The following is a 12,791-nucleotide window of genomic DNA, read 5'->3' on the forward strand; positions in this document are numbered from 1 at the left end:
ACTTCTAATAAGAACGCACATAAAAGCCGGTCCATCATGCAAAAAAACATCACGTCTTTAGGCTCGTTGAACTGGGATGACCTCAAGTTTTTCCTCGAGGTTGCCCGCACTCGCAAGGCCAGTACCGCAGCCAAGCGCCTGGCGGTGGACTACACCACCGTGTCGCGACGCATCAGTTCGCTGGAAGCCTCGTTGGGCACGTTGCTGTTCGAAAAGTCCCGCACCAGCGGTTTCGTCCTGACTGCCGAAGGCCAGCGGCTGCTGGGTTACGCCGAGTCGATCGAAAGCACTCTGCACATGGCCTGCGAGCAGGTTTCGGGCTCCGGCGTGGCGTTGTCCGGGCATGTGCGCATGGGCTGCACCGAAGGGTTCGGCAGTTTTTTCATCACTCCGCAGCTTAGCCATTTCGTCGACGCCTACCCGGCGATCTCGGTGGACATCCTGCCGCTGCCGCACTTCATCAGCCTGTCCAAGCGCGAGGCAGACATCGTCATCGCACTGGAGCGACCGGAACATGGCCCGTATGTCTGCTGCAAACTCTGCGACTACCGACTGCAGCTGTATGCGACCCAGGATTATCTGGACAAGCACCCACCGATCCGCCGCCCGGCAGACTTGGGCAAGCATCAATTCATCAGTTATGTGGACGATCTGGCGTTCAGCTCGGAGCTGCTGTACCTGGCGAATGTGTTGCCCGGTGCCAGTGCCAATCTGCGCAGCACCAGCGTGATCGCGCAGTTCGTAGCGGCGCAGCAAGGACGGTCACTGGCGATTCTGCCCTGCTTCCTGGCGGCTCAGGATCCGCGATTGCTGCCGGTGTTGCCGCAAGAGATCACCATTACCCGGCAGTTCTGGATGTACTGCCGGGAGGACCTGCGCAAGCTCAAGCGGATCACCCTATTGTGGGATTACATCCGTGGGGTCACCGAGCAGAATCAAGCGCTGTTGATGGGGGAAAGTCGGGAGATGTTGTTCGCCGATTAATCCGCGCTCACTACGATCGACACCCGACGGTTCTCGGTGCGTCCGACCGCGGTGTCGTTGGAAGCGACGGGCTTACTGCTGCCCAGGCCGCGCAGCTGGATGTTTTCTTCTTTTATGCCGACTGCGGCCAACACCTTGCCGACGCTTTTTGCGCGACGCAGGGAGAGCTGTTCGTTATAGGACTCTTTGCCCGAGGCATCGGTGTGCCCATCGATCCTCACCCGCTCGATGCCCACACCCAACAACGCCTTGCCGATGCGCTCGACGATCTCGGTACTGGCAGGGTTCAGGCTCTCGACGTCACTGCTGAACAGCACCTTGTCCGACAGGCCATAGGCCCAGCCATCATCCGTCATTTCGAAACCTTGCTGCTTGAGCACAGCGATCTGCGCCGGGGTCAGGCCCTTTTGCGGTGCCGTCTGGCAACCGGTCAATGCCAGCAAGGCCAGCAACAGGGTGATCGTGAAAAGTCGTAGAGAACGCTGATTGAAGGTGAACACAGACATTAGCTCCTGGTTTGAACATGGGCGACAGGGAGCTCCGACCCTGCCGTTTGCTGCGCGCCTCGGGAAAGGCGTTTGGCCTGGTACATCGCGGCGTCGGCAGCATCGAGCAACTCGCCCGGTGTGACCCCATGATCGGGGTACACGGCGATGCCAATACTGAGTGAAGTCAACACCTGGGTACTGCCCGGCAACTGGATGGGTATTTCCATGCTGGCGATGATTTTGTCAGCAATCCGTTCGGCGTCTTCGGCCTTGTGCAGCGGTGTGAGCAGGATTGCAAACTCGTCGCCGCCCAGACGCGCGACCAAGTCCTCTTCACGCAGTTGCGCACGAACCCGGGTTGCCACGGCGACCAGCACCGCATCGCCGGCAGCATGGCCAAAGTTATCGTTGATCTCCTTGAACCGGTCGCTGTCGAGAAACAGCACCGCCACTCGCTCATCCAATTTGCTGGCATTGCGCAAGGCACGCATCAGGCGGCCTTCGAAAAATGCCCGATTGGGCAGTCCGGTAAGGCTGTCATGGCTGGCTTGGTGGGCCAGGGTTTCGTTTTCGCTTTGCAGGTGGGTCTGCCAGGACTCGAGCTCATCGAGCAAGGCATTGAAGTCGTTGCCCAGGTTGTCGAGTTCGGCGATGTCGGCGGGCGGTACGCGCTGGTCAAAGGCTCGCTCGCTGCGAGCGGCGTGAGCCACGGCAGCCAAGCTGCGCAAAGGGCCGGTGATCCCCCGCAATTGCCGCCGCGCCAGATAGAGCGCAACCCAGGCACTGATGGCGGTACACAAGACGATTCCCATCAGACCGCTGAGCAAAAAGCGCATGAGACTGCCGCCGTGACCGATGAGCAGAATGCTGCCGATTTCCTGACCTTGATGCATGATCGGCATGCTGATGGGTTTTTCCAGAATCACCCGGGCGATCTGCACTTCAAGATCGGAGAGCAACCCCGTTTCCGGCCGTTGCCAACGTGCGAGTAACTCACCTTTCTCGTCCATCACCTGTGCATCGGCCACTTCTTCGGTGGACGCGATCAATGCCAGCGCTTCGGTGGCGGCGACCTTATCGTTGAACACCACCGCGGCTTCCACGGTGTAGTTGATCGAGCGGGCGATCAGATGCAGGTTGTGATCGGCATAAACCCGCAAGGCCAAAACCCCCAGCAGGGTCAACGAAACACTGGCCATGGCAACGCCCACCAGGGCGACGATCAAATGTCCACGGCCGATAACCGAACCCAGGGTCGGACGTATACGGGATTTGAATAGACTCATGGTGCCGCCGGCTTGCGGCGCGACAGTTGCAGCACACTGGGATGAATGCGCACACCGCTACGGGCGACCGAGTCGAGGTTGACCTCGAAGGATACTTGTTCATCTCCGACCCGAAGGCAGAACAGACTGCCGACGGTGCATTGATCGCCGCCTTCGCTGATGCTCACCACTGGGCGCCCTGTCAGCGAGGCGAATAATCGACTGCGTTCGTCGCTGGTCAGCTTGCCGATGTACACCGCGTCGCATTCACCGGCAATGGCCGGGTTGTCGGCCAAAAGCCGTCGCACGGTGACAGGCCGACCAGTGGCCTGGGTAGTGCCCTTGACCAAATCGTCGGTGTACTCGGTAGGGCCAACCACGCACAGACGCAACTGTTGAGGCTCAACAGGCCACCGGGCATAACTGAGGATCCCGAGCACCACCTGAGTGACTGATCTGGCGCGCTGGTCGGCCTTGCTCACGGCAGTTTCCGGCTGAGCGAAGGCAACGCCCGTCAACAAACAGAGAAGGCCGGCAAGCAGCGCTCTCTTGCAACCAATAACGCGCTCTGTCGTCCAGACAGCCACCTTCATGCAGGGATTCTCTTCGATCGCAACGAAATGATGCCGCAACGATAGCACAGCACCGAAACACCAGCGAGGCCACGTACCACGGCACTTCGGACAGATTCCGTCGTCTGGCGCCGCCCGTTCAGTGACTCCGCTCGATACCCTCTTCCAGCTCCAGCATCAGCCCGCTCAAGCGCTTGACCTTGCGCCGCACGGCCTCTTCGAATACGCCGGCACGAGGCTCAATCAGGGTGAACCAGTGTTTGGCCCGGGTTATGCCGGTATAGATCAGTTCCTTGGTGAGCACAGGGTTCAGGGCATCCGGCAGAATCAGCGCCGTATGGGCAAATTCCGAGCCCTGGGATTTGTGTACGGTCATGGCGTACACGGTGTCGACATCGTTGAGCCGACTTGGCAGGACGAAGCGCACACCGCCCTGGCCATCGTTGCGCGGGAAGGCCACACGCAGCACTTGCCGTCCCGCCTCGGCCCCCTCACGCTCCGGCAGCTTGAGGGCAATGCCGATATCGCCGTTCATCAAACCCAGGCCATAGTCGTTGCGGGTCATCAGTACGGGCCGACCTTCGTACCATTGGTGGTCGCTGTCGATCAACCGAGCCTTGAGCAGCGCGTCGGTCACTCGCTGATTCAAGCCTTCCACCCCCCAAGGCCCTTTGCGTACCGCGCACAACAGCTGGAAGGCGTCGAAAGCTTGCAGGACCACACGAGCCCAATGGGTCCAGCCTGGATCGTCGAGCGGGCTGTCGAGCGGTGGCCGCTGACTGCGCAAAAGACTCAGGTAATGCCGATAACCTTGCGGCCCCTCGCCATGGCCTTCGAGCAGTAAACGCTCCAGCGCCCGGTCCTGCTCACCCTTGAGGGGCAGGGAAAATACGTCGCCATGGCTTCCAGCCGCCAGTAACTTGCGGGCTTCCTCGGGTTGCTGCCGGTTGACCCAACGGGCCAACTGGCCAATGCCGCTGCCCTCACCGAAGCGCCGTGAGTGACGCAGCATCACCACTTGCTGAGCCAGGGGATGCGCTCCGTTGATGTCTTCGTGCAAATCGCTGGCACCAAGGTTTTCCCCGCTGACTGACTCCAGCCACTGGCATGTCTGCGGGCTGTACCAACCGGCTTCGGCATCACGGCACAGATCCCCCAGGACGGCACCGGCCTCTACCGACGCCAGTTGATCCTTGTCACCGAGCAGTACCAGACGGGCATGGGCCGGCAATGCGTCGAGCAGATTGGCCATCATTTCCAGGTCGATCATCGAGGCTTCGTCCACCACCAATACATCCAGTGGCAAGCGATTGCCGGCGTGGTGCCGGAAATGTCGAGTGCCGGGACGACTGCCGAGCAAACGGTGCACGGTGGTCACATCCGACGGGATTTTCTCCCGCACCGTTTCAGCAACCTCCAGGGTTTGAACCTGTTGGCTGATGGATTCGGTCAATCGTGCGGCAGCTTTGCCAGTGGGTGCCGCGAGACGAATGCGCAGTGGTTTCCCGGCCTCCACCGCTGGCGCTTGTAGCAATGCGAGCAAGCGCACGACCGTAGTGGTCTTGCCGGTCCCCGGGCCGCCGGTGACGATGCTGAATGCGCTACGGGTAGCCAGGGCGCAAGCGAGCTTCTGCCAGTCGATCACTTCATCAGGCCTGGCTGGGCCGAACAGGCCGGTCAGGCGTTGGGGCAAATCACTCGGTGTTGTTTCGTGTGCAGCCAGGCGCTGACGCAGGGCGTTATCAATGCGCCGTTCGTAAGCCCAGTAGCGGCGCAGGTACAGGCGTTTACCCGACAGCACCAACGGCCGATGCTGCGCGGCCTCACGCCCATCGACGGCCAGAGCCACCAGACGGCTGGACGCCAGGACCTTGCACCAATGAGCCCCCTCCAGCGACTCAAGCAATTGCGACGGCAGCAACATCGCGCCACTTTGCAGATCACCTTCCGGCGGCAGCGACAGAGCGAAGTCCGGCTCTTTCAGCGTTTCGAACAGATCCAGGCAAACATGGCCGTGGCCCAATTGGTGACTGGTCAACGCGGCGGCCAGCAGCACCAGCGGATCATCGTCGGGGGCGAGTTCGTGGAGAAAGGCCACGAAGGCCTTGTCCAGCGCCCGCAGCCAACCGCGTTCGACCCAGCGCGTGAGCAGCAGCAACAAGTCATCTGCGCGACTCAGCGGGGCCAGGTCCGCCAGACTTTCGGCCGCCAACGGCGTGGGCAGCAAATCGGCGAAGGTGCGAGTCATAGCAGTACTCCCTGTTCCCAGGCGGGTTCGGCCTTGGGCTCTGGCTTGCCCTGGAACAACCGGTCCAGACGCTCGATCAGCTCCCGTGGCGGACGGGCGAAATACACGCCCTGGCTGGCCGCTCGAGTACCGCGAAGGAACAGGTACAACGCTCCACCGACATGCCGGTCGTAATCGTAATCGACCAGCCGCGCCTTGAGCTGGCGATGCAGGGCGAGCAGGTACAACACATATTGCAGGTCGTAACGATTATCCAGAATCGACTGCTCCATGGCCGGCACGGTATAGGCCGCGTCATCGACGCCCAGCCAATTGGATTTGTAGTCGGCGACGTAGTAACGACCGTCGTGCTCGAACGTCAGGTCGATGAAGCCTTTGAACATGCCATTGAGCAGCACCGGTTCGGCGGCCACCCTGGCCACGCCGTTGTGGGTGTATTGGCGCACCAGTTCATCGAGCTTGAGCACATCGACTTTATGACTGGCGAACCAGAATTCCATCTCGACCCGGTACTGGGTCAGTTGCTCGAACACCACCGGTGCCTGCCCGCCACCGATGTGCAGCGGGGATTTGAGCAAGTGCTGTAGCCAGTCACTCAACGTCGTGATCCAGCCTTCCCAGCCACGGCGATTGCAGCGGCGGGCGATGGCGTCTTCCACAGTTTGTGGGGCAGCGGCAAAACCTTCGTCGCCGGCCCACTCGAGCAATCCATGGAGAAAAGTGCCGGGGTTTGGCCCGCGAGGGAATCGATGGATATCAGCGCCGCCAGCAATCACTTCTCGCGGCGCTTGCGGATCGAGACGTTCGTCGTCAAAAAGCTTTTGTGCTTGCGGGCTCTCCGGCGCTTCGTCACTGCCCACGCTCAGACTGTCGCCAATGCGCAAGGCGCTGTAGGAGGCAATCCACCAGTTTTCGCTGGCCTTGCGCTTGGGTATCAGCGGCGCAAGCAAGGTCGCTTCATTGCGCGGCGGATGGTAATGCTCGGCGGTCGCTTCAGGCATCTCACCGTAGTTCAGCGCCGGGCAGTCTTGTTGCAAATCTTCCAGCCAACGCCGCAACCCTGCCGACTCGGCCAATGACGCACCACCGCCCAGCAGATAACCCAGCGCTGAAAGGTGCAACGTCGAACCGTTGTTATTGCCGCGCTTGAGGTCAGTCACGCCGAGCCAGCAAGCATGTTGTGCCCGGGTCAGGGCGACATAGAGCAGCCGAAGATCCTCGGCCAAGCGCTCATCATCAGCCTGGGCGATCAACTCGGGCGTCGGCTTCAAGCTCACCTGAGCCTTGCCCGTCGCGTCGTGGTAATGCAATGGCAAACGGCTGCCGTCCACCGGTTTTGCCGAGCAAATGAACGGCAGAAACACCAACGGATATTCAAGCCCTTTGGATTTATGGATGGTCACAACCTTGACCAGTTGCTCGTCGCTTTCCAGGCGCAGGATCTGTTCTTCGCCAGCCTGACCGGACAATGCCAGATGCTCGGACAAGTGACGGATCAAGGCTTGCTCGCCATCAAGCTCGGCGGCGGCCTGCTGTAACAGCTCGGACAGGTGCAGCAGGTTGGTCAGTACCCGCTCGCCATCGTTGCGCGCGATCAACGCCTGGGGCAGTTGGAAGTCGTGCAGCAAACGTCGCAGCATTGGCAGCACGCCCTGCTTGCGCCAGAGCTCGCGATAACCGCGGAACTGCATGACCCGTGTTTCCCAAGCCAGTTCGTCCTGATTCAGCCGTTCCAGTTCAGCCAGCGAAAGGTTCAGCGTGATGCAGGCCAGCGCGGCACGGAGGGGACGCTCGACATCCGGCTCGGCACACGCCTTGAGCCAGGTCAGCAGGTCATGGGCCTCCTGCGCGGCGAACACGGAGTCCTTGTCTGACAGGTAAACACTGCGCACGCCGCGGGCCGAAAGTTCGCCACGCACGGCCTGGGCCTCTTTGCCGTCGCGCACCAGAATTGCAATATCCGATGGCAGTAGACCTTTGAAGTCCTTACCGTCCTGGATGAAGCCAGCACAGCCTTGCTGACCGCCATTGAGCAGCGCGGTGATTTCACTGGCGCAGGCGGCGGCCAATTGTTGCCGATACACCGCGCCAGACAGTGGCTGATCGGCCGACAGGTGCCAGATGTTCAGGGCCGGTACAACCTGACCATCAATCTGCAGGACTTCTTTGCGTCCCTGGGATTCGACGGGCAGGAACGGTACCGGGTTCTCTCCATTTTTCTCACGAAACAGGAATGCTCCGCGCCCCTGCTCACGAGATTCGGCGCGCTCGAACACATGGTTTACCGCACTGACCATGCCATGACTGGAACGGAAGTTGGTGCCCAGGGTATGCAGGCGGCCAGTGGTGGCCTGGCGAGCGCGCAGGTAGGTATAGATGTCGGCTCCGCGGAAGGCATAGATCGCCTGCTTCGGGTCGCCGATCAGAAACAGACCGGTTTCAGGATTGTTATCTTCGATGCGATAAATGCTCTCGAAGATTCGGTACTGCACTGGGTCGGTGTCCTGGAATTCGTCGATCAACGCGACCGGGAACTGCTCGCGGATCAGTGTAGCCAGGCGCTCACCGCCTTCGGACTGCAAAGCCGCATCGAGGCGTAGCAGCATGTCATCGAAGCCCATTTCCGCGCGGCGACGCTTCTCTTCCTCGAACCGTGCACCGACCCAGCGAGCGGCGTGCTGCAGCACGGCGGCGTCGGGGGTCGGCAAACCATCGAGACTTGTCTTGAGACCGGCCATCGCATCGAGACCTGGATGACGGGGGGCTTCACCTTTCCAGGCTTCAGCCATGCCATCGGGAGTCAGACGAGTGAAGCCGGTGCCAATGTCCAGCTGCTCGAGAGACTCATCTTCGGCCCAGGCCCGAAGTTTCTCGAACCAGGGTTCGAAGTAGCGCGGCTGCATCTTGCGGCCATCGACGCTCTTGCTTGCGACGCCCTGGTGACAGATGGCGAGCAACTCATCCGCCCATTGGCGCCAGGGCATCTTGAGTTCGAGCAAAGCAGCCCGTCGCTCCTGCAGGCACTCGGCAATCAACTCGGCAGGCTCTTTACCTTCAACACTGTCACGCTCACTGGCGAACAAGCCACGCACTCGCGGCAGCAACGCCGCCGGGCCACCCCAATTGCCGCGAACCCAGTTCAACGCATCGCCTTGCATCGGATAGCAGAACAGGCGCCAGTAGTCGCGCAGGACTTCGCCGAGCAAATCACTATGATCGGTTTCCAGGGTCTGGGTGAACAGGCTTCCACTGTCGAACGCATGTTCGCGCAACATGCGCTGACACCAACTGTGGATGGTCGATACCGCCGCTTCATCCATCCACTGGGCGGCGATGTCCAGGCGGTTTGCACAGCCGGACCACTGCTCGGGGAAGTACTGCTCGCGCAATTCAGCAATGAGGCCATCCGGAGCCGGTGTCTCATCGCGGAAAAACCGTGCGGCTTCAGCCAGCCGTGTGCGAATACGTTCGCGCAGCTCTTTGGTCGCAGCATCGGTGAAGGTCACTACCAGGATTTGCGGCGGCAGCAACTCACGGCCAAAACCACTCGATTCGCCGCCGTGACCAAGGACCAGACGCAAGTACAGCGCAGAAATAGTGAAGGTCTTTCCGGTCCCGGCGCTGGCTTCGATCAGTTGGCTACCACGAAGCGGGAATGCCAGGGCCAGCGGTGTTTTCGTGGTCATGCGCGCGCCTCCTCGCTGGTCAATGAACGCCAAGGGGCTTCAAGCAGAGGCCGATACAAAGCGTCGCACCAATCGGGGAAGGTTTCATCGGCAATCAGAGCATCGTAGTCGGCGAATTGCCGAGCGAGTGCCGGGCTTTCGCGGCGCTCGCCGTCAGTGGTCTGGCCGTCGCCTTCATAGGTCTTGCGGGCAGCGGCGTCAGCTTTGGCCGGGTCGGTTTGAGCGAGCCAGGCGAACGCTGTTTTTACTGCAATCGGCAGCGGCCGGCGCATGCCCGTTTGCCAAGCCAACAACAGGTCGCCCAGAACCCTGGACGCTGCGGTCTCCTCCATCGGACCGAGCAACAAACTGTCGTCGCTGGCCACCAACGCAGTGGTCATTGGCATGCCGCTGGCACAGGCAACCAGGTGATTGACCCAAGGTCGCGTCAGGCGATGCCATTTGCGGGCCTTGATCGAACCGATGCTGTTGGGAATCGTAGTCACCGACAACAACCCGCCATCTGCGCGTTGATGCAGGCCACTGAGCCAGCCTTCCAGACGCAATCCTTGTAGCTCCACACTCACCGGCAACGCGCTGGTGAGCGGGGTCGGCCATAACGCCAGAAGCTGCTGATAGCGCAGCAGCAGATCCGGCAGCGGCTCGATCAACTCTCGCTGAAGACATTCACCAAAACCGGCCATGGGCAAGAGCCCGCTGTTTTGCAGGCGCTTTGCCTGCGCCTCCAGTACCTGATCGGTTTGCTCCAATTGTCCCAATGCCGCTTCGAGCAAGCTGTCGCTGAGGCTATAGCGTTGCAGCGCGTCGAGCACAAATGGCTCTTCATCAGCCAAAGGCACTTCTGCAGCCTCGAAGAACACTTTGAGCCGGTGGCTGAAGAAATGTCGTACAGGGTTGCGCAGAAAATCCTGCAGCTGACCCAGGCTCAGCGGCTCGTCCTGGACGTAGGGTTCAAGCACTTCGATATCAGTCGCCAGATCACTGGCTTGATGTAGAACCTGCCACTCGCTGGCGTAGCTGAATAGATCTTCGCCTTCATGAAAGTAGCGAGCGCTGAACGGTTGCAGCGGGTGTTCCTGAGTCATGGACTCAAGCAGGTCATCATTATCATCGTGCAGTCGCCAGCCGCTGCCGAGATGATCACGCAACTGCCCTATCAACACCGAAGCAGGGCGCTCGCTGTTGTCCCGAATACTGCGGCCGACCCAACTGATATAGAGTTGGTCGCGTGCCGACAACAATGCTTCCAGCAACAGATAGCGATCATCTTCACGTCGGGAGCGATCACCGGGGCGGTAGTCACTGCCCATCAGGTCGAAATCCAGCGGCGGCTGCGCGCGAGGGTAATCGCCGTCATTCATGCCAAGCAGGCAGACCAGTTTGAAGGGGATTGCTCGCATGGGCATCAAGGTACAGAAGTTAACGGCCCCGGCAAGGAAGCGCTGAGACAGACGACCTTGGTCGAGCCCCGCCAGCCAGGCTTCACGGACTACGGTCAACGGTAATTCGTCGTGCAAACCTACGGACTCGCAGGTCTCAAGCCAGGTCTCACGCAGCTCTTCGAGTTGGGCCAACAAATAGTCGTCATGCTCGTTGCTGGCCAGGAAGAATAACTGCACCAAAGCTTGCAACCGCGAGCCCCATTGTTTGGGCGCTGCAGGTTGAGTGAGTTCCTGGTGAGCAACTTCCAATGTATCCAACAACGCCACCAAAGGGCCTATGAGCGCAGCATCCAGACCACCAATTTCGTCGTAGGGTTCAATCCCCTCGCAGGCACTGGCGCTGCCCACGGCATAACCCAGCAACATCCGTCGCAGACCGAAACGCCAGCTGTTTTGCTCCAGTTCCTCAGGCAGACCCAGGCCCGCACGCTGCTCGGCGTTCATCCCCCAGCGAATGCCTGCGCCTTCGATCCAGCGATGCAAGGTCGGCAGATCTCGTTCCTCTACGCCAAACCGGGCGCGTAATGCGGGAACGTCGAGCAGATCCAGGATCTCGCTGACAGGGAAACGACTGTCGGGAAGTTTGAGCAGGTGTTCGACAGCAATCAGTAGCGGATCCCGGCCGCGCTGGCCTTGATCCGCAAGTGTGAAAGGAATGAAGCGCGGATCAAAGCGATCGATCTGACCAAAAACAGCACGGATATGCGGGGCATAACTGTCGATGTCCGGGACCATCACGATTACGTCGCGAGGCCTGAGGTCTGTGTCAGCACTGAATCGTGCGAGCAACTGATCGTGGAGTATTTCCACTTCGCGTTGAGCGCTATGGGCGATGTGAAAACGGATCGATTCGTCTTTTTTCAGATCGACAGCAGCCCAACGCTCGCGAGTCTCGTTCAAGGGACGCAATTCCAGGATATCGTCCTGCAACTGATTGAGCATGTTCTGTGGCTGGCTTTCGCTGAAAAGATCGATGCGCCCGTCGCGAAACGCCGAGCGATAGCTATTGGGATCGTCGTAGCTGTCGAGCAGATTAATGTAGTCCCGCCCCTGCTTGCCCCACGCGGCCAGTAGCGGATGGGCATGCTGATGGAGCGTTTGCGCGTCGAGTACGACCGGCATGCCGCTCTTGCGAGCCTGGCGCTTGTACTGATGTCGCAACAGATCTTTATCAGCGACGATGTCCGCCCAATGGTGACGACATGGGTTGTGTACGCACAGTAAGACCTGGCTGAATCGAGCAAGCCCGGCAAGCGCTTCCAGGGCCTGAGCAGGCAGTGAAGAAATCCCGAAAACGATCACCCGCGAAGGCAATCCACTCGGCGCTACGTCGAGGCTATTGATGCGCTCGATAAAGCGTTGGTGGACGCCTGCGCGGCTTTGCGCCATGCCTTGTTCACCGACATCCAGCAACAGCGCACGCCACAGCTCCGCCTGCCAACAGTTGGCCGGGGACAGGGCTTTGGCCTCGCCTCTACCATTTCGTAACTGATGACGACCTTCTGCCCAGTCTTCGAGCCAATCGGCACGGTAGACCTGATATTGGTCGAACAGGTCCGCCAGTCGCTCCGCCAATTGATAGCGTTTACGTAAGTCGGTGTCATGGGTAAGAAAGCGCTGCAGAGGTTCGAAGTGCGGTTGGTTGATTAACTGTGGCAACAGACGCATCAGACGCCAGGTCAGCGGGGCTTTATCGAGAAGGGATTTGACCGGGATCTCGTCACGTCCCAGCACCATGCGATAAAGCTGCCACATGAAGCTGCCCGGTAACTGCACATCGATGGCAGCGGCGATTCCGCAGCCGCCCATGTCGTCATCTTCGGGGTCTTCGGCCAGTGCCAGCTTCAGCCATTGGGCGATGCCGTTGCTCTGTACCAGGGCGATTTCATTTTCCAAGGGGGCCAGCGGGTAGCGCCGCATCCAGCTGACCACCAGGCTGCGCAACTCGTCCAGACGGTTGCCGTGAACCACCATAAAACCAGCACTGAGGGACGTAGCGTCCGGCATAAAGGCTTCCTTGGGAAAATACAAAAGCTAGGGCCGAACCTTAGCACTGTCATCAGACTGTGACAGCCGGGAGCGGTCCGATAATGCTGTACGAACTTT

At 60.1% G+C, this 12,791-nt stretch carries 7 protein-coding genes; 1 reads left to right on the forward strand and 6 read right to left on the reverse strand.

The window, feature by feature from the left end; translation table 11 throughout:
• The first annotated feature begins 36 nt into the window (after positions 1–36).
• Positions 37–984: a LysR family transcriptional regulator gene (locus tag PMI36_RS27475; RefSeq protein WP_008005554.1), complete on the forward strand. Its 948-nt coding sequence runs from the start codon at positions 37–39 to the stop codon at positions 982–984.
• Here the strand turns inward: PMI36_RS27475 and PMI36_RS27470 are convergent.
• The 6 genes from PMI36_RS27470 to recC all read right to left on the reverse strand — a co-directional run bounded on the left by PMI36_RS27470 (position 981) and on the right by recC (position 12,692).
• Positions 981–1,484, reverse strand: a complete 504-nt coding sequence (locus PMI36_RS27470; protein ID WP_008067514.1) for an OmpA family protein — start codon at positions 1,482–1,484, stop codon at positions 981–983. The two genes, PMI36_RS27475 and PMI36_RS27470, sit on opposite strands and share 4 nt — an antisense overlap.
• A gap of 5 nt (positions 1,485–1,489) precedes the next feature.
• A complete protein-coding gene (locus tag PMI36_RS27465; RefSeq protein ID WP_008067515.1) occupies positions 1,490–2,758 on the reverse strand; it encodes a diguanylate cyclase domain-containing protein in 1,269 nt (422 codons plus the stop codon).
• Positions 2,755–3,330, reverse strand: a complete 576-nt coding sequence (locus tag PMI36_RS27460) for a YfiR family protein (RefSeq protein WP_008067518.1) — start codon at positions 3,328–3,330, stop codon at positions 2,755–2,757. The genes PMI36_RS27465 and PMI36_RS27460 overlap by 4 nt, the downstream gene beginning before the upstream one ends.
• 118 nt (positions 3,331–3,448) lie before the next feature.
• Positions 3,449–5,557, reverse strand: coding sequence for an exodeoxyribonuclease V subunit alpha (recD, locus tag PMI36_RS27455; RefSeq protein WP_008067521.1), 2,109 nt, complete (start codon positions 5,555–5,557; stop codon positions 3,449–3,451).
• Positions 5,554–9,243: an exodeoxyribonuclease V subunit beta gene (gene recB / locus PMI36_RS27450; protein WP_008067523.1), complete on the reverse strand. Its 3,690-nt coding sequence runs from the start codon at positions 9,241–9,243 to the stop codon at positions 5,554–5,556. Before recB ends, recD begins: the two co-directional genes overlap by 4 nt.
• The gene (gene recC, locus PMI36_RS27445; protein ID WP_008067525.1) at positions 9,240–12,692 is read right to left on the reverse strand and encodes an exodeoxyribonuclease V subunit gamma; all 3,453 of its coding nucleotides are present in this window, start codon (positions 12,690–12,692) and stop codon (positions 9,240–9,242) included. The genes recB and recC overlap by 4 nt, the downstream gene beginning before the upstream one ends.
• Positions 12,693–12,791 lie beyond the last annotated feature (99 nt).

Source organism: Pseudomonas sp. GM79 (assembly GCF_000282495.1).
Taxonomy (GTDB): domain Bacteria; phylum Pseudomonadota; class Gammaproteobacteria; order Pseudomonadales; family Pseudomonadaceae; genus Aquipseudomonas.

What these genes read in the sequence shown, in the direction of transcription:
- PMI36_RS27475 (WP_008005554.1), top strand. Translation starts at nt 37, where the DNA reads ATGCAAAAAAACATCACGTCTTTAGGCTCGTTGAACTGGGATGACCTC.
- recD (WP_008067521.1), bottom strand. Translation starts at nt 5,557, where the DNA reads ATGACTCGCACCTTCGCCGATTTGCTGCCCACGCCGTTGGCGGCCGAA.
- PMI36_RS27465 (WP_008067515.1), bottom strand. Translation starts at nt 2,758, where the DNA reads ATGAGTCTATTCAAATCCCGTATACGTCCGACCCTGGGTTCGGTTATC.
- recB (WP_008067523.1), bottom strand. Translation starts at nt 9,243, where the DNA reads ATGACCACGAAAACACCGCTGGCCCTGGCATTCCCGCTTCGTGGTAGC.
- recC (WP_008067525.1), bottom strand. Translation starts at nt 12,692, where the DNA reads ATGCCGGACGCTACGTCCCTCAGTGCTGGTTTTATGGTGGTTCACGGC.
- PMI36_RS27460 (WP_008067518.1), bottom strand. Translation starts at nt 3,330, where the DNA reads ATGAAGGTGGCTGTCTGGACGACAGAGCGCGTTATTGGTTGCAAGAGA.